The sequence below is a fragment of the Curtobacterium sp. Arg-1 genome (genome assembly GCF_025643395.1).
GTDB classification, from domain to species: domain Bacteria; phylum Actinomycetota; class Actinomycetes; order Actinomycetales; family Microbacteriaceae; genus Curtobacterium; species Curtobacterium poinsettiae.
Genome location: NZ_CP095731.1, coordinates 957,697 through 975,178, shown reverse-complemented (window position 1 = coordinate 975,178; position 17,482 = coordinate 957,697). Strand labels below are relative to the sequence as shown.

The following is a 17,482-nucleotide window of genomic DNA, read 5'->3' as shown; positions in this document are numbered from 1 at the left end:
CAGGTCATTCCTGCGAGGGATGGCCCGGCCACTCCCGGGCGGTACCCTCGTCCCGCGGGTGTCCTCCCCGTGACCCCCGCCTCCACGACCGGAAGAACCATGCACTCCGTCGCACTCGCCCTGATCCCGTGGCTCGATCCGCAGTACATCCTCGACCACTTCGGGGCCATCGCCGTGCTCGTGGTCTGCGCGATCGTGTTCGCCGAGACCGGTCTGCTCATCGGCTTCATCTTCCCGGGCGACAGCCTGCTGGTCATCACCGGTCTGTTCGCCTTCGACCGCGGCGGCGAGATCGGCGGCATCCCGATCTGGGTCGCAGCGCTGATGATCGGCGCTGCCGCGTTCCTCGGCGGCGAGCTCGGGTACTACATCGGCAAGAAGGCCGGGCCACCGATCTTCGAACGCAAGGACAGCGGGCTCTTCTCGAAGGCGAACGTCGAGCGCACCAACGCGTTCTTCCACCGCTTCGGCCCCCTGGCCGTGATCCTGGCGCGCTTCGTGCCGGTCGTCCGCACCTTCGCGCCGATCGCCGCGGGCGTCGGCCGGATGGACTACAAGAAGTACTCGCTCTACAACGCCATCGGCGCCGTGGTCTGGGGCGTGGGGGTGACGTTCCTCGGGTACTTCATCGGGCACATCCCCTTCGTGGCGCACATCGTCCGCGAGTACATCGACATCATCCTGCTGGCCGCCGTCGTCGTGACCGTCGTGCCGATGGCGCTGACGTACCTGCGCAACGCCCGCAAGGCGAAGCACGCGAACGAGGCCGAGGCCGCCGCGACCCCGACGGTCGACCCGACGCTCTAGTCGCAGCACCGACTGTCCGGCGCGTCCGCGCGTCGACGGACAACGAAGTCGCCCCGGACCACGTGATCACGTGGTCCGGGGCGACTTCGGTCGTTCGGATCGGAACGGGCGCCGGCGCTCAGACGCCGAAGTGCTCCCGGACGACCGGCGCGATCCCGCGGAACGCCTTGCTGCGGTGCGACAGCGCGTTCTTCTCGTCGCGGGTGAGCTCCGCCGACGAACGATCCGCGTCGTCCGGCCGGAACACCGGGTCGTAGCCGTGGCCGCCGTCGCCGACGGGTTCGGTCAGGACCTCGCCGTTCCAGACGGCCTCGACCACGTGCTCCTGACCGTCGGGCGTCACGAACGCGGCCGCGCACACGAAGGCAGCGGTGCGCTCGACGACGCCGTCCAGGTTCTGCAGCAGCAGCGCGATGTTGTCGGCGTCCGACCGGGTGCCGGCGTACCGAGCCGAGTGGATGCCCGGTGCGCCGTCGAGTGCGTCGACGGCGATGCCGGAGTCGTCGGCGAGCGCCGGCAGCCCCGTGTGGGCGACCGCGGCACGGGCCTTGATCAGGGCGTTCGCCGCGTAGCTGTCGCCGTCCTCGACCGGCTCCGGACCGTCGTACCCGACGAGTTCGACGCCCTCGCCCAACGCCGACCCGAGGATCTCGCGCAGTTCGACGACCTTGCCCTGGTTGTGGGTGGCCAGCACCACCTCGCGGGACGTCACGCCAGGCCCAGGACCGAACGCTGGATCGCCGCGAGCGACTGGTTGCCGGCCAGGCCCAGGTCGAGCAGGACGTTCAGCTCGTCGCGGTCGAACGGCGCGTGCTCGGCGGTGCCCTGCACCTCGATGAACTTGCCCGACCCCGTCGTGACGATGTTCATGTCGGTGTCGGCGGCGGAGTCCTCGGTGTAGGCCAGGTCGAGCATCGGCTCGCCCTTGACGATCCCGACCGAGATCGCCTGCACGCTGTCGGTGAGCGGCGTGGCCTTCTTCGCGATGAAGCCCTTGGCGCGGCCCCACTCGATCGCGTCGACCATCGCGACGTACGCGCCCGTGATCGACGCCGTGCGGGTGCCGCCGTCGGCCTGCAGCACGTCGCAGTCGATGACCAGGGTGTTCTCGCCCAGGGCCTTCGTGTCGACGACGGCCCGGAGCGACCGGCCGATCAGGCGGGAGATCTCGTGCGTGCGGCCGCCGACCTTGCCCTTGATGGACTCGCGCTGCATGCGCTCGTTCGTCGACCGCGGCAGCATCGAGTACTCGGCGGTGACCCAGCCGGTGCCCTTGCCGGCGAGCCAGCGGGGCACGCCGTTGGTGAACGACGCGGTGCAGAGCACCCTGGTGTCACCGAACGAGATGAGCGCGCTGCCCTCGGCCTGCGAGCTCCACCCCCGCTCGATCGTGACGGGACGGTGGTCGTTGGCGGTGCGGCCGTCGACGCGGAGTGTGTCGGTCATGGGGTCCTTTCGGTGCGGGGCAGCGTGATGGCCCCCGTCTGGAGGTGGCCGACGCTCGAGACCTCGGGTCCGAGGAAGCGCCGGGCGAGCCGGATGAAGCCGTTCTTGTCGTCGCCCGTCGCCTCGAACGAGTAGGTCGGGGCGGTGGTCGCGGTGCGCTCGAGCCCGTGCTCCACGAGTCGGCGGTAGACGTCGTTCGCGGTCTCCTCGGCGCTGGAGACGAGCGTGACCTCCGGACCCATGACGAACTGGATCGCGGCGGACATCAGCGGGTAGTGGGTGCAGCCGAGCACCAGGGTGTCGACGTCGGCGGCGCGGATCGGGTCGAGGTACCCGGCCGCGACCGCACGGAGCGACGGCGACGAGGTGTCACCCGCCTCGACGAACTCGACGAACCGCGGGCACGCGGCCGTGGTCAGCCTGACGTCGGCGGCGACCGCGAAGGCGTCCTCGTAGGCGCGCGACGCGATGGTGCCGACGGTGCCGATGACCCCGATGCGGCCCGTCCGGGTCTGCTTGACGGCGGCGCGGGCAGCCGGCTGGATGACCTCGACCACCGGGATGCCGTACGCCTGCTCGTAGCGTTCGCGGGCGTCCCGGAGCACGGCGGACGAGGCGGTGTTGCACGCGATCACCAGCGCCTTGACACCCTGCTCGACCAGGTCGTCCATGACCTCGAGCGCGTAGCGGCGGACGTCCGCGATGGGCTTCGGACCGTAGGGCGAGTGCACGGTGTCCCCGACGTACCGGATGCTCTCGCGCGGGAGCTGGTCGATGATGGCGCGGGCCACCGTGAGCCCACCGACCCCGCTGTCGAAGACTCCGATCGGTGCATCCGTCACGGCACCAGCGTACCGACGCCCGCCGACGACCACCGACGCGACCACGCGCGCCACGCTGGCCGGGCGCACGGGGTGATCCGGGCCTCCCCACCGGCACGTCACTAGTGTCGGAGACGTGACCAGCGCGCTCCTGACGGACCAGTACGAACTCACCATGGTCGACGCGGCCCTGAAGGACGGGACCGCCGACCGGCGATGCGTCTTCGAGGTGTTCGCCCGGCGGCTGCCGGACGGCCGCCGCTACGGTGTCGCGGCCGGCCTCGGACGCTTCCTCACCGCCCTCGGCGACTTCCGCTTCGGCGACGAGGAGATCGGGTTCCTGCGCGACCGCGGCGTCATCGACGCCGGTACCGCGGCGTGGCTCGCCGACTACCGGTTCACCGGCGACGTCCGGGCGTACCGCGAGGGCGAGGTGTACTTCCCGAACTCCCCCATCCTGCAGATCGAGGGCACCTTCGCCGAGGCAGTCGTGCTCGAGACCCTCGCGCTGAGCATCTACAACGCGGACTCCGCGATCGCCTCGGCCGCCGCCCGCATGGTCTCCGCCGCAGACGGCCGCCCGCTCGCCGAGATGGGTTCCCGCCGCACTGGCGAGTGGAACGCCGTCGCCGCCGCCCGTGCCGCGTACATCGCCGGGTTCGGCGCGACGAGCAACCTCGAGGCCGGGCGCACCTGGGGCATCCCGACGATGGGCACCGCCGCGCACGCCTTCACGCTGCTGCACGACTCCGAGGAGCAGGCCTTCCGCTCGCAGCTCGACGCGCTCGGCAACGCCACGACCCTGCTCGTCGACACCTACGACATCGAGGCAGCCGTGGAGACCGCCGTCCGGCTCACCGACGGCAAGCTCGGCGGCGTCCGGATCGACAGCGGTGACCTGCCGTCGGTCGTCGCCGCGGTGCGCGCACAGCTCGACCGGCTCGGCGCGACGAGCACGAAGATCACGGTGACGAACGACCTCGACGAGTACACGATCGCCGCACTCCGAGCCGCCCCGGTGGACTCGTACGGCGTCGGGACCTCGGTGGTCTCCGGCTCGGGGCACCCCGCCGCCGGCATGGTGTTCAAGCTCGTCGCACACCGGGACGCCGACGGCGGTGACTGGGTCCCCGTCGCCAAGAAGTCGGCCGACAAGGCGTCGATCGGCGGCCGGAAGGAGGCGGGGCGACGCCTCCGCAACGGCGTCGCCACCGCCGAGGTCGTGCTCACCGGAGCGCAGGTCGGTCCGGATGAGCGACCGCTCCTCGTCCCCGTCGTCACCGGCGGCGAGGTCGACCCGGCGTTCCTCGGCACGCAGGGCGTCGAGGCCGCACGCGCGCACCACAAGCGCGCGAAGGCGGAACTGCCCGCCGACGCGTCGCGCATCGGACGTGGCGACCCCGCCATCCCGACCCTCGTGATCTGACGTCGCGGCGCGCGCCGCGCACATCGTGTCGCGTCGCGTCGCGTCCCCCGCTTGGTGAGCAGGAATGGTCGCCTGCCCGACGGCGACCCGACCGCTTCTGCTCACGATGCGCAGCCGGCGGACGCGGCAGACGGACAGGAGGCCCGTGGCGGCGTCGCCACGGGCCTCCTGTCCGCCTGTCGGTCGCGTCTACTCGGACTTCATCTTCTCGTAGATCGCCTTGCAGTCCGGGCAGACCGGGAACTTCTCCGGGTCGCGGCCCGGGATCCACTTCTTGCCGCACAGGGCCTTGACCGGCTTGCCGGACAGGGCCGACTGCAGGATCTTGTCCTTCTTGACGTAGTGCGAGAACCGCTCGTGGTCACCGGGTTCGATCGCTTCTTCTTCGAGGAGCTTCTCGAGCTCCCGGTCCATCACGTCGAGGCCGCCGCCTGGTTCCGTCATGCTCATGGCTCCAGGGTACGACGGTCCGCCCTCGGGCGCGCCGCCCGTCCCGCTCGTCGCGCTGTGCCGCTGGGCCGTTAGTCGCGCTGTGCCACTGGTTGCGTCGTGCCGCTAGTTGCGCTGTGCCGCGGCGAGCAGGTCGGGGCCGCGTCGGTCGAACAGGCGTCCGCCGACGGAGACACCGATGACGAGCACGACGGCACCGACCCCGATGCCCACCAGGAGCGTCAGCACCGACCACGGCTCCGGACCCTGCACGACGGCGAGCACCGCGAGACAGGCGGCGGGGACCGTGCAGAGCACGATGCCGATCACCATGGAGGCCTGCGCCACCGTCGCCGTGACGCCGGCGGCCTGCGGCTGCTGGAACGGGTGATCGCCCGGGCGCACCGTCGGGTACGGCATCAGCACCGACAGGACGCTCGACAGCCCGAGGCCGGACAGCAGTGCACTCGCACTCACACCGATGAGCAGCGGGAACGCCGCCCAGTCGCCGAACAGCCGTGCGGAGAGCGCGGCGCCGGCGACGATCGCGGGCGCTCCCACGACCAGCACGGGCACGACGCGACCGAGCCGATCGCTCCACCCGGGCGCACCGGAGGCGACGTGCAGCCACACGGCCGTGTTGTCGTAGGAGACGTCGTTGTGCGGCAGGAACCCGGCGATGAGGGCCATCAGCGGCAGCGGCACGAGCGCGGTCCACTGCCACGGCACCCCGGCGACACCGAGCGGGATCACGACGATCGGCACGAGCAGGATGATCAGGTACGACGTGCGGTACCGCGGGTCGCGCACCCAGTAGGTGAGCGCCCGGGCGGCGACGGCGGACACCGGGGCCGACCCGAAGCGGTCGAACCAGCCGAGGCCCTGGTACCGGCGAGTGCGGGGTCGGTCGTCGACGGTCTCGAGGGCACGGCCGACGAGCGACCACCACGCCCACGCGAGGAGTGCGACGACGACGACCGCGATCAGGAGCTTCAGGAGGCCGGCACCGACGTGGCCGCTCGCGACCTCGGCCGGCACGGCCCAGGCGGCGCCCCAGGGGGTCCACCCGGCGACGTCCGCGACGCGCTGCATCTCGGCGCCCTGCGGGTCGAGCCACTCGACGCGCAGCAACAGCGCCACCGTCGGGATCGAGAGGACGACGATGACGAGGGCCACCAGCCACCCGGCGTCCCGGGAGCGGTCCGGGCCGATCAGCCGCGAACCGACGGTGCAGCACACCCGGATCAGCAACGCGCAGGTCGCGACGCCGAGCAGACCACCGACGACCGCGAGCAGTCCGAGCCCGGGGTCACGGGCCCAGGCGACGACCTGACCGGCCGCGACGACGAGCACACCGATGACGGGGATGCCGACGAGTCCGGCGACCACGAGCCCGATCGCCAGGCGACGTCGCTCGATCCCGAACACGGCGAAGCGCCGCGGGTCGAGCTGGTCGCTCCGCCCGACGACGAGTGGCACGACCGTGAACCCGAAGGCGATCAGGGTGCCGACGGGCACGACCACGGCGCGTGCGACGTCCGGGTCGGCATCGCCGAGCGCGATCGTCCGCGACGCGACGAACACGGCGGCGAGGAGACCGACGAGGCTGGCGAGCACGACGGCGACGGAACGGCGGGCGGTGCCGCGGACCTCGCCCGCGAGCAGGTCCGCCCTCAGCCGGAGAAGCTGTGCAACCATTCCATGCTCTCTGCGACGACACGACCGCCGGCGAGTTCGACGAACTTGTCCTCGAGGCTCTTGCGGCCGCGGACCTGGGCCATGGTGCCGGACGCCAGGACCTTGCCGCCGACGATGATGGCGACCGAGTCGCAGGTGCGCTGCACGAGCTCCATCGAGTGGCTCGACAGCACCACGGTGCCGCCGCCCCGGGTGTAGCGGCGCAGGATGTCCGTGATCGTCGCGGCGCTCACCGGGTCGACCGACTCGAACGGCTCGTCGAGCACGAGCACCCGCGGTGAGTGGATGAGGGTCGCGGCCAGGGCGATCTTCTTCGCCATGCCGACGGAGTAGTCGGCGACCTGGCGTCCGAGCGCCTCGCCCAGCCCGAAGGCCTCGGCGAGGTCGGCGCTGCGCTTCCGGGCGGTGGTGCCATCGAGCCCGCGGAGCGTGGCCGAGTAGTACAGCAGCTGCGCACCGGTCAGCCGGTCGAACAGGCGGAGCCGGTCCGGCAGGACCCCGAGGCTCCGCTTCGCGGCCGTGGGGTCGGCCCACACGTCGTGGTCGAGCACGGTCACCGAGCCGGCGTCGGGGCGCAGCAGTCCGGTGATCATCGAGAGGGTCGTCGTCTTGCCGGCGCCGTTCGGGCCGACCACGCCGAAGATCGAGCCCTGCCGGATCTCGAGGTCCACCTCGTCGACGGCCAGGGTCTGTCCGTACCGCTTCACCAGGCCGCTCGCCGCGAGCACCACGGGCTGGAGCGTCTGGGGTTGCTTCGGCGCGGCGGCGCGGGGTGCACGCTTCTTCACCGCGGGCGAAGCGGCGGTGGTCGCCTGGTCGGCGTCGCCCGTCGCGTCGTCGGCGGCCGTCGGCGCGGGAGGCTCGGCCTCGGTCCGCGGGGCGGCCTTCGTCGGGCGCTTGGTGCGTCCCTTGCCGCCGCGCGCCTTCGCGGGGCGCGGCGCGGCTGCCGGGGTCGGGGCGTCTGCCGGGCCCGGAGCCTCGTCGGAGCGGGCGTCCGTCACGCCGTCGGCGCGGGTGCCCGTCGTCTCGACGGTGCTGGCGCCCGTCGTCTCCCCGGTGCGGGTGACCGTCGTCTCGCCGGTCATCGCGTCATCAGTGGCGGTGTCGTCCGCATCCGTGTCCCCCGTGTCGTCGTCTGCTGCGTCCTCCGCAGCCGCGGCGGTGTCCGCGTCGTCGGCGTCCCCCGCCTCGGTCATCCAGGCAGCGTCGGCCGTGGCGTACACGTCCTCGTTCTCTGCTCGCGCTGGCATCGACCCACCGTACCAACGCTCTCCGACCGGCGGGGACCGAGTCGGCCAGGGTCACGAATTGAGTACGAAGCGCGCCGACCCGTACCCAGCGAGGGGGTGTTTCCGTATCATTCACCAGGGCACGAAGGAGTGTTCACCACTTGGAAACCTGCTCCAGCAGGCGATCCCGGCGGCCTCCTCGCAGCGACTTCCACGTCGACGCGACCGGTTCTCGGGCAACTCGGACGTTGGAAGCGCAGACTCGACGAGGCCCGCCCGTACCCCAGGGTGCGCGGGCGGACACCAGAAGGGACCAGCATGACCACGCAGATCGTGATCCTCGCAGCGGGGATGGGCAGCCGGCTCGGCCGCAGCCTGCCGAAGCCGCTCACGGAGCTCAGTGACGGCCGCACCATCATGCAGCAGCAGTTCGACAACATCCGCGCCGCGTTCGGTTCGAGCGCCCGCGTGACGATCGTCGTCGGCTACAAGTCGGAGCACATCGTCGAGGCCTTCCCCGAAGCGAACTTCGTCTACAACGAGTCGTACGACTCCACGAACACCTCGAAGAGCCTGCTGCGCGCGCTCAAGGCCACCGGCAAGAGCGGTGTCCTCTGGATGAACGGCGACGTGGTCTTCGACCCGATGGCGCTCGTCCGCGCGGCCGACATGATCGACGAAGGCCGTTCCTTCGTCAGCGTCAACACCGACAAGGTCTCCGACGAAGAGGTCAAGTACACGGTCGACGCCGAGGGCTTCATCCACAAGCTGTCCAAGCAGGTCGTCGGGGGTCTCGGCGAAGCCGTCGGGATCAACTACGTCTCCGCGGCCGACAAGCAGGCCCTCATCCGTCAGCTCGGTCGCGTCGACGACCAGGAGTAGCTTCGAGGGCGGCATCGAAGCTGCCATCGCCGAGGACGGGCTACGCTGGACGCCGATCGACATCTCCGACCTGTACGCGGTCGAGATCGACTTCGCCGAGGACCTCGAGCGCGCGAACAACCTGTTCGCCTGAACCACCCGTCAGGACCCCTCGGCGGTTCCGCCCGAAGGGAAACCGTGACCACAGCGAGTGCGCCGACCGCGCCCGCGGCTGCCGCACCTGCGAGCGCCCGGAGCGCCGGTCGGCGCTATCGTCAGGCCCTCTGGCTGCTGACCGTCCGCGACCTCCGCGTCCGCTACTCGACGTCAGCGCTCGGCTACGTGTGGTCGATCCTCGACCCGCTCGTGATGTCGGGGATCTACTGGTTCGTCTTCACGCAGGTCTTCCACCGCGGTTCCGTCGGTGAAGATCCGTACATCGTGTTCCTGCTGTCCGCGCTGCTGCCGTGGATGTGGTTCACCGGCGGGGTCTCGGACTCCACCCGGGCGTTCATCAAGGAATCGAAGCTCATCCGCTCCACCACCATCCCCCGCACGATCTGGGTGGCACGGATCGACGCGTCGAAGGGCATCGAGTTCCTGCTGAGCCTGCCGGTCCTGGCGGCCTTCGCGATCGCGACGGGTGCGCACCTGCACTGGCAGGTCGTGTTCTTCCCGTTGGCGATCGTGCTGCAGTGCGCGCTGGTCTACGGCCTGGGGCTCATCGTCGCGCCGCTCGTGGTCTTCTTCCGCGACCTCGAGCGGGCCACCAAGCTCGTCCTGCGGTTCCTGTTCTACGCGTCCCCGATCATCTACGGCACCCACGCGCTGCCCTCTGCACTGCGCGACATCGCCGCGGTCAACCCGCTCACCGGCATCTTCGGCATGTACCGTGCGGCGTTCTTCCCGGGCCAGCTCGACTGGCTCGAGGTCTGCGCGTCGGTGGTCGTGACCGGCATCGTGCTCGTGATCGGGTTCGCGGTGTTCCGCCGCAGCGAGCACCGCGTGCTGAAGGAGCTGTGATGACCGCGACCGACCAGACCCGGCGCACCGAGACCGTCGCACCGGTCATCTCCGTCCGCGGCGCCGGCATCTGCTTCAAACGCAACCGTCGGGCGAGCCGGAACTTCAAGGACCTGTTCGCCGGGCGTGGACGCCGCAAGCGCGCCGACGAGTTCTGGGCCCTGCGCAACGTGTCGTTCGACGTCCGCCCGGGCGAGGCGATCGGGGTCGTGGGACGGAACGGCCAGGGCAAGTCGACCCTGCTGAAGCTGGTGGCCCAGGTCATGTTGCCCGACGAGGGCCGCGTCGACGTGGGCGCCGGCGTCGCGCCGCTCATCGAGATCACCGGTGGGTTCGTCGGCGACCTCACGGTCCGGGACAACGTGTACCTGACGGCCGGTCTGCACGGCATGTCACGGGCCGAGATCCGCGATGCCTTCGACGAGATCATCGAGTTCGCCGAGATCGCGGACTTCGTCGACACCCCGTACAAGCACCTGTCGAGCGGCATGAAGGTCCGCATCGCGTTCGCCGTGATCTCCCGGCTCGACGAACCGGTCATCCTGGTCGACGAGGTCCTGGCCGTGGGCGACAAGGCCTTCCGCGAGAAGTGCTACAAGCGCATCGAGGAGCTCCTGGCCGGCGGTCGGACGCTGTTCTTCGTCTCCCACAGCGACAAGGACCTCCGTCGTTTCTGCGATCGCGGGCTCTACCTCGACAAGGGTCGTCTGCAGCTCGACGGCACCATCGAGGCCGCGCTCGCCCGGTACGCGGCGGACTACGGCTCCTGACCGGCCGGGGTACTCCCCCGCACGAACGCGCGCACCGGTGGCCCCCTCCACAGCCCCCGGTCCTCGTGGCCGCAACCGGGGTCCCGCCGTCGGACCCTCCCCCTAGCGTTCCCCCCATGCACCACCCACCAACCGCGTACGCCGTCCCGTTCGCCGTCGACCGATCGCACGCACCGCGCCGGTACGACCTCGTCAACACCGGCTCCGAGCCGGTCGACGGGCTCTCCCTCACCCATCTGGGCAACGGCTACTGCCCACCGCTCGCGGTGCGTCGTCTCGACCCGGGCCGTTCGCTGTCCCTGGCGGTCTTCGGTGCCGACCCCGAGGACACCGGGGTCGTCATCGTGCGGTGGCGCCGACCCGACCGCTCCGAGTACCTCTGGCGGATGTCGCTCGTCGGGCCGGGCCTCCAGCCGTGACGCGGCCCGAGCACCCGGCACCGGAGATCCGGGGTGACGACGGAGCGTCAGCGCCCGTCGCGTTCGGCGGCGACGGTCCGCCACCGTTCCAGCAGCCACTCCACGGCGGCGTGGAACCGCTCCGTGGCGGCGCCCGGCGTCGTGTCGCCGAAGTACCGGGCGACCCAGTGCTGCAGACGTGCGAGCTCCTCGGCGTCGCTCGCAGCGGCGTCGACGCGGGCGATCACCGATGTGGCGTCGGCCGCGGTCAACCAGTTCGCGTCGCTCAGGTACCCACGCTCGTCGACGTCGGCCTCGGGCGAGACCGGACGCGTGACGATGAGCGGCTTGCCCACCGCGAGCCGGTCGTAGATCATCGCGCTGATGTCGGTGATCGCCACGTCGGCGTCCGCCAGCTGCCAGCCCAGGTCACCACCGTCGTCGTACAGGTGGTGCGCCGCAGGGTCGGCGGTGTTCGCGGCGCTGATCGCCGCGACGATCCGTTCGTGCGCCGCGCGGTACGCCGGGTCGAGCACGCCGCTGCGCGGGTGCGGGCGGTACACCAGACGGTGTCGGGGCGACGCGAGCACCTGGTCCGCGATGACCGTGCCGTGCGACGCGATCGACCCGTACGCCGCGGCGCCGCGGTCGCCCTCCCACGTCGGGGCGTAGAGCACGACGGTCCGGTCGTCGTCCGGGTACGGAGCCGCTCCGGCGAAGTGGTCGGCCTGTGGGCGTCCGATCGCGATCGTCCGGGCGTCCAGGTCGTAGTCCCACAGCGCCTCGGCCAGTCGGTCACGCGCGGCATCGCCCGCGACCAGGGCGTAGTCGTACGCCTTGAACTGGTTCGTGGTCATGTACATCTTGTCGCTCTCGCCGTGGTTGACGAAGACGTGCCACATCCGCCCGTACCGCATCATCTGGAAGTTGCGGGCGTTCTGGTTGACGTACAGCACCACCTTCGGCGCCTGGGTGTCGACGAAGTGCTCGAGGTCGACCACCTGCCGGGCGTAGACCGCGGGCACGGGCGACTCGTCGAGCAGCGTCAGCATGGTCCCCGGGCTCCGCGAGATGATCGCCACCGGGTGCGTCTTCGCGAGCTCGGCCAGCGGTGCGTACCACTGACGCACCTGGTACATGTTGACCGGGCCGTCGGCGAAGTACACGGCGATCTCGATCGAACCGGGCTTCGGCTGCCGCGCGGACGGCAGTCGCTGTGCGAGCTGACGACGGCTCCGGCGTGACGTCAGGAGTCGCTCGGCGAGCCGCAGTGCGGTCCGTAGGTCGCTGATGATCGACATGGTGCTTCTTCCGGGTCTGCTCTGGCGGGACGGGGCTGACGGGTCAGACGACCGGTGGCCGCCCTGCGATGGTCATCCGTGCGACTGTGAGCCAGCCCATCGGGCGGGCCGGTCCGCAGTCGGTCGTCCAGCCTTCACGGATCGCTCCGAACCAGGTGGCCAGCCGGCGGGGATGACGCCACCAACGCGCGACCTGGATCACGGCCCACGACCCCACGTACAGCGGCCGCAGCACCGCCGGCAGGTTCCGGCGAGCGAGCCACACCCGGTTGCGGGCGTTCAACCGGTAGTACTCGGCGTGCCGTGCCGGGTTGATAGCGGGGTGGTGCGCGACGAGGTCCCCGGCGTACCAGGTCCGTCGCCCGGCGTCCCAGACGCGCCAGGCGAGCTCGATGCCCTCGTGGGCGTAGAAGCTACTCGGCGCCCCAGCCACCGACGACCCGGTACACGTCCATCGGCAGCACGACGGCGCCTTCCCAGACCGAGAAGACCGGCGACGAGTGGTCCGGTTCGCCCTTGCGGATGCGCGGCACCCACCGGCGCGGGTTCGCGGCGCCCGTGGGGTCGACGACCCGTGGTTGCACGAGGCCCAGCGACGGGTCGTGCTCGAACAGCGCGATCGCGTCACGCAGGAACGTCGGCGACGGCACGGATGCGTCGTCGTCGAGGAAGAACACGTAGTCGCCGTCGACCGCCTCGGCCCCGGCGTTCCGCCCCGCCGGGATCCCGACGTTCTCGGGCAGGGCCAGCGCGCGCACGCCGTCCGGCAGCCCGGTCGGCGCCCAGCCGTTGCCGACGCAGACGACGTCGAGCTCGACACCCTGCTGCGCGAGCACACTGTCCAGACCGCGGCGCAGGTCGTCCGGCCGGGTGCCCTGCGACAGGCTCACGACGGCGACGCGCGGTCGTTCGCGGTGCACCACCGCGTGGCGACGGCCGGTGCCGGGGACGGTCGTGCCCTCGGTCACGCCTTGACCCGCTTCGACGCGATGATCGCCAGGAAGTGCCCGGCCGTCGCGAGCACGGCCAGCGGCAGCAGTGCACCGACCAGGATCCGGCTGGCCAGCGGGTCGCCGATCACCAGGGCGACCAGGGCGAAGACGAAGGCGAGCATGCTCAGCTCGACCGAGTGGTACAGACGGTGGAACGGCAGGAACTTCGCCAGTCGGCGGAGCGAGGCGAGCTTGCGGCCGGACGGCGCGGTGGAGGCGTCCCGCCGGTCGGCCAGCTTGTCGAGCCCGGCGTTCGCGCGGGCCACGTGCACCATGTCGTTGAGGGCCTTGTTCAGCACGATGACCAGGCCGAGTGCGCAGCCGATCGTGGTCCACATCCAGTCCGCGTCGTGGATCGGCCACGTGGCGGCCCGGATGCCGAGCGCGACCGGGATCAACCCCTCGGTCGTGTAGTGCCCGACCTTGTCCAGGAACACACCGGCGGGCGACTTGGTGCCACGCCACCGCGCGACCTCACCGTCGGAGCAGTCGACGAGCATCTGCAGCTGGCCGAGCACCAGCGCCAGTGCCGCGCCCCAGATGCCCGGGATCAGCAGGGCGGCAGCGACGCTCCACCCGACCAGGATCATCAGGCCGGTGACCTGGTTCGCACTGACACGGGTCTTCAGGAGCACCCAGGTCAGGTACGGCGAGACGTCGCGCAGGTACAGCGATGCGGTCCAGTGCTCGGCGTTGGCGCGCGCACGGACCTCGTCCGGCTGGGCGACGGCGCGGAGTTCGGCGATCGAGGTCGGCCGTGCGGATCCGCGGCCGGTCGTGGGCTGGTCGGTCATTCGGTCACCGTCCCGTGTGGGTGGTCAGCTCGGACGTGCGGGTCAGGAACCCGATGATGAACCCGAGCCCCCATCCCACGTGGATGCAGGGCAGCACGACGAGCAGCCAGAGGAGCGTCGGCAACCCGGAACGGCGCGCCACCGCGACCGACCCGAGCACGACGAAGAGCAGGTAGACGACGGGCACCACGAACCCGAGCAGCGCCCAGGCGAGCGGGGTGGCCAGCGCGGCGCCGACGATGCCGACGAGCCCGGCGACGATGCCCAGGGCCATCGCCGCGACCATGGCCGGCGGCACGAAGTACCGCAGCCCGTTGTTCGCCGGGAACCGACGGGCGAGCTCGCCGCGCCAGAGACCGGTGGCGACGAACTGCCGCACCAGGCGCTTCAGGCTCGGCCGCGGGCGGTACGTGACGACGAGCTCCGGCGTGAACCAGACGGTCCCGCCGGTCTGCCGCAGCCGCCGGTTGAGCTCCCAGTCCTGTCCGCGCTTGATGCCCTCGTCGAAGAGTCCGACGTCGAACAGCCGCTCCCGTCGGAACACCCCGAGGTAGGCGGTCTCGGCCGGGCCGGCGGTGCCGCCGACGTGGTGCGGCGTGCCACCCAAGCCGACGCGACTGCCGTAGGCCAGCGCGACGGCCCGTTCGAAGGGGGTCCGGCCCTCGGCGCGCATGATCCCGCCGACGTTGTCCGCACCGGAGTCCAGGAGCGTGCGCACCGCGATGCGCGTGTAGTCGGTGGGCAGGACCGAGTGCGCGTCGACACGGATGACGACGGGGTGCACGGACGCCCGGATCGCGACGTTCAGCCCGGCGGGCGTCGAGCCGATCGGGTTGTCGATCGCGCGGATCCGCGGGTCGGCTGCGCTCATCTCGGCGACGAGCTCGTTCGTGCCGTCGATCGACGGTCCGAGCGCGAGGATGACCTCGAACGGGCCCGTGTAGTCCTGGTCGAGCAGACTGCCCACGGCGGACCGGACCTCGGTGACCTCGTTGAGCACGGGCATCACGTACGAGACGCCCGGCAGGGGCTGTCCGTCTGACTGCATGCGTACCTCGGGGTGCTGGCTGGCGGCACGGGACGCACCGGAGCGGTGCCGCCCCGCAGAGCGACCATGAGCCTATCAAGAGGCCGAACCGCTCACCTGCGTCGGCGCGGGACGCACCCCGTGACGGACAGGAGGCCCGGCGCACGACGTGCCCCGGGCCTCCTGTCCGCCGTGTGGTGGCGTCAGCCCTTGCTGTCGAACGTCCCCAGCTTCACGTCGGCCTGGCGGGTCTGGCCGTCGCGGATGAAGCTGATCGTCGTCGAGGCGCCACCCGCGAAGAAGCGCACCTGCGCGGTCAGGTCGGTGGCGTTCGAGACGGACGCCGAGCCGATCTTGGTGACGACGTCGCCCTTCTGCAGACCGGCCTTCGCCGCGGCACCGCCGTTGGAGACCGACTTGATGAGAGCGCCCACCTGCGTGGCGCTGGCCTCGTCGGTGGCGTCGCCGACGGTTGCGCCGAGGAGACCGTGGGTCGCCGAACCGTTGTCCTTGATCTCGTTCGCGACCCGCTTGACCAGGTTCGCCGGGATCGAGAAGCCGACGCCGATGCTGCCGGCGGCCGACTCCGACGACGACGAGCTGCCGGCCGAGGCGATGGCCACGTTGATGCCGATCAGGCGGCCCTTCGAGTCGAGCAGTGCGCCGCCGGAGTTGCCCGGGTTGATCGACGCGTCGGTCTGGATGACCGGGAGCGAGACCGTGGTGTTCGCCGACGAGCTGCTGCCGTTGTCCCCGTTGCCCCAGAAGTCGAAGGGACCCGAGCCGCCGTTGCCGCCCTCGTTCGAGTCGCCGCCCTCGCTGGGAGCGCTCGAGGTGACCTGGATGCTGCGGTTCAGCGTCGAGACGATGCCGTCGGTGACGGTGTTCGACAGACCGAGCGGAGCGCCGATCGCCACGGCAGTGTCGCCGACGTTGAGCTTGGACGAGTCCGCGAACTCCATCGGCTTGAGGTCGGTCGCGTCGATCTTGATGACCGCGAGGTCGACCGTCGGGTCGGTGCCGATGAGCTTGCCCGCGTAGATCTTGCCGTTCGAGGTCGTCACGGTGATACGGCCGTTCGAGCTGTCGCCGTCGAGGGTGACCACGTGGGTGTTGGTGACGATGTAGCCGTCCTTGCTCATCACCACACCGGAACCGGTGCCGGCCTCGTTGCTCGCGGACACGTTGATGGTGACGACCGATGGGGTGGCCTGTGCCGCGACGGCGGTGACCACGGTGGCGGAGTCGTAGTCGTTGACGGTCAGGTTGCCGCCCTGCGACGAGCCGGAGGACACCACGCTGCCCCCGTCGTTGGTCGCGGACGAGGCGAGCCACCCGGCGCCGCCACCCACGAGCCCGGCAACGACGACACCGGCGATGACCGGCAGGAGCAGCTTGTTGCGGCCCGAGCGGTCCTTCGTCGTCGTGGTCGCGGCTGCGCCGGAGGCGTCGTCGCTGAAGTAGTGGCCGTTGCGCTGGTTCGAACCGTCGACGTCACCGAAGCCGCTCGTGGCCGACTGCGGGGCCGGTGCGGACGCGGTCGCGTACTCGGAGGACGAGCTCGGCGCGGCCGAGGACGTCGGCTGGGCGTACTCGCCGTAGCGGGGACGGTCGCCGACCGGCTGGCCGTACGGCGACTGCTGGCCGTACGGCGACTGCTGGCCGTACGGCGACTGCTGGCCGGCGGGGTTCTGGGGCTGCTGGCCGTACTGGCTCTGCTGGCCGTACTGCGACGGCTGGCCGTACTGCGACGGCTGGCCGTACTGGCTCTGCTGGCCGTACGGGTTCTGGCTCTGCTGGGCCTGCTGGCCGTACTGCGACTGCTGTCCGGACGGGTTCTGGCTCTGCTGCGGCTGCTGGCCGTACTGCGACTGCTGAGCGGAGGGGTTCTGGCTCTGCGGAGCCTGCTGACCGGACGGGTTCTGGCTCGGCTGCGACTGCGACTGGCCGTACGGCGACGTCTGCTGCCCGTAGCCGCCCTGCTGCGCACCCGAGGAGTCACCGGAGACGGCTGGGTACGGCGCGGTGTAGCGGTCGGTCGGGTGCTCCGTCGACGACGGGATCACGTCCGTGTTGTCCGGGGACGTCTCGTCGCTCCGGTTCTGGTTCTGGTTCTGGTTGTGGTTCTCGTCCTGGTTCGGGCGAGGGGTCTCGTCCGGCTGGTCGGAGTCGTTCGGCATCGACGTGTTCCCTCTCGTGGCCGCTGCTGCGGCGTCCTCACTGGCGGCAGGCGGAGCCGCATCGTCCGGACGGCGGTCGTCGCCCTGCCCGTTGGGCGTGGTGTCGGTCATGCTGGACGTGCTCCTTTCAAGCTCGTGCAGTCTGTCGCAAGCACCTGAGCGGTCCTTCTGTCGAGGCTGCGAGCCACCCCTGGCGATCTTATGCGTGCGCTGAACGGCGGGACCCAGTCCACCGCGGGACGGACAGCTAGGTTGGGGACCGTTCAGCGCGACACGTCGT

General features: G+C 70.9%; 14 protein-coding genes and 3 pseudogenes. 6 read left to right on the top strand and 11 right to left on the bottom strand.

Translation table 11 applies throughout. The features are described 5' to 3' along the window. The first annotated feature begins 99 nt into the window (after window positions 1-99). Complete coding sequence (locus tag MXD64_RS04715) at window positions 100-807, top strand: DedA family protein (protein WP_017887011.1); 708 nt, start codon at window positions 100-102, stop codon at window positions 805-807. 118 nt (window positions 808-925) lie between these two features. Here MXD64_RS04715 and rdgB read toward each other — a convergent pair whose 3' ends face one another. The 3 genes from rdgB to murI are packed head-to-tail and all read right to left on the bottom strand — an operon-like array spanning window position 926 to window position 3,095. Further along, the gene (gene rdgB / locus MXD64_RS04710; RefSeq protein ID WP_042539203.1) at window positions 926-1,519 is read right to left on the bottom strand and encodes an RdgB/HAM1 family non-canonical purine NTP pyrophosphatase; all 594 of its coding nucleotides are present in this window, start codon (window positions 1,517-1,519) and stop codon (window positions 926-928) included. Then, a complete protein-coding gene (gene rph / locus MXD64_RS04705) occupies window positions 1,516-2,253 on the bottom strand; it encodes a ribonuclease PH (protein ID WP_017887013.1) in 738 nt (245 codons plus the stop codon). Before rph ends, rdgB begins: the two co-directional genes overlap by 4 nt. Further along, window positions 2,250-3,095, bottom strand: coding sequence for a glutamate racemase (gene murI, locus MXD64_RS04700; protein ID WP_031259647.1), 846 nt, complete (start codon window positions 3,093-3,095; stop codon window positions 2,250-2,252). The genes rph and murI overlap by 4 nt, the downstream gene beginning before the upstream one ends. A gap of 112 nt (window positions 3,096-3,207) precedes the next feature. On the opposite strand from murI, the pseudogene MXD64_RS04695 reads away from it, so the two are divergent. Continuing rightward, window positions 3,208-4,500: pseudogene (locus MXD64_RS04695) on the top strand (nicotinate phosphoribosyltransferase); the annotation flags it as partial. Window positions 4,501-4,689: 189 nt separating this feature from the next. Here the strand turns inward: MXD64_RS04695 and MXD64_RS04690 are convergent. The 3 genes from MXD64_RS04690 to MXD64_RS04680 form a co-directional block, all read right to left on the bottom strand. Further along, window positions 4,690-4,950, bottom strand: coding sequence for a DUF3039 domain-containing protein (locus tag MXD64_RS04690; protein WP_017887016.1), 261 nt, complete (start codon window positions 4,948-4,950; stop codon window positions 4,690-4,692). 105 nt (window positions 4,951-5,055) lie between these two features. Further along, complete coding sequence (locus tag MXD64_RS04685) at window positions 5,056-6,627, bottom strand: hypothetical protein (protein WP_017887017.1); 1,572 nt, start codon at window positions 6,625-6,627, stop codon at window positions 5,056-5,058. Further along, entirely contained in the window at window positions 6,603-7,877 is a 1,275-nt protein-coding gene (locus MXD64_RS04680; protein ID WP_263137189.1) for an ABC transporter ATP-binding protein, read from the bottom strand. Before MXD64_RS04680 ends, MXD64_RS04685 begins: the two co-directional genes overlap by 25 nt. 297 nt (window positions 7,878-8,174) lie before the next feature. Here MXD64_RS04680 and MXD64_RS04675 point away from each other — a divergent pair. The 4 genes and pseudogenes from MXD64_RS04675 to MXD64_RS04660 all read left to right on the top strand — a co-directional run bounded on the left by MXD64_RS04675 (window position 8,175) and on the right by MXD64_RS04660 (window position 10,929). After that, a pseudogene (locus MXD64_RS04675) lies at window positions 8,175-8,871 on the top strand (NTP transferase domain-containing protein). A 44-nt stretch (window positions 8,872-8,915) separates the two neighbouring features. Beyond that, window positions 8,916-9,740 (top strand): ABC transporter permease, encoded by an 825-nt coding sequence (locus tag MXD64_RS04670; protein WP_017887020.1) that lies wholly within the window; start codon window positions 8,916-8,918, stop codon window positions 9,738-9,740. Continuing rightward, a complete protein-coding gene (locus MXD64_RS04665; protein WP_017887021.1) occupies window positions 9,740-10,510 on the top strand; it encodes an ABC transporter ATP-binding protein in 771 nt (256 codons plus the stop codon). Before MXD64_RS04670 ends, MXD64_RS04665 begins: the two co-directional genes overlap by 1 nt. Before the next feature lie 116 nt (window positions 10,511-10,626). Beyond that, the gene (locus MXD64_RS04660) at window positions 10,627-10,929 is read left to right on the top strand and encodes a hypothetical protein (protein WP_017887022.1); all 303 of its coding nucleotides are present in this window, start codon (window positions 10,627-10,629) and stop codon (window positions 10,927-10,929) included. A 47-nt stretch (window positions 10,930-10,976) separates the two neighbouring features. Here MXD64_RS04660 and MXD64_RS04655 read toward each other — a convergent pair whose 3' ends face one another. From MXD64_RS04655 to MXD64_RS04635, 5 genes and pseudogenes are all read right to left on the bottom strand, one after another. Then, window positions 10,977-12,209 carry a CDP-glycerol glycerophosphotransferase family protein gene (locus MXD64_RS04655; protein WP_071251166.1) on the bottom strand — a complete coding sequence of 411 codons (1,233 nt, stop codon included), beginning with the start codon at window positions 12,207-12,209 and terminating at the stop codon, window positions 10,977-10,979. A gap of 43 nt (window positions 12,210-12,252) precedes the next feature. Beyond that, window positions 12,253-13,129 (bottom strand): annotated as a pseudogene (locus MXD64_RS04650) (glycosyltransferase family 2 protein). 44 nt (window positions 13,130-13,173) lie between these two features. Beyond that, window positions 13,174-13,995 carry a CDP-alcohol phosphatidyltransferase family protein gene (locus tag MXD64_RS04645; protein ID WP_042539193.1) on the bottom strand — a complete coding sequence of 274 codons (822 nt, stop codon included), beginning with the start codon at window positions 13,993-13,995 and terminating at the stop codon, window positions 13,174-13,176. 4 nt (window positions 13,996-13,999) lie between these two features. Beyond that, window positions 14,000-15,043, bottom strand: a complete 1,044-nt coding sequence (locus tag MXD64_RS04640) for a glycosyltransferase family 2 protein (RefSeq protein WP_263137188.1) — start codon at window positions 15,041-15,043, stop codon at window positions 14,000-14,002. A gap of 182 nt (window positions 15,044-15,225) precedes the next feature. Further along, window positions 15,226-17,313, bottom strand: coding sequence for a S1C family serine protease (locus MXD64_RS04635; RefSeq protein WP_228499421.1), 2,088 nt, complete (start codon window positions 17,311-17,313; stop codon window positions 15,226-15,228). Between the last annotated feature and the right edge of the window lie 169 nt (window positions 17,314-17,482).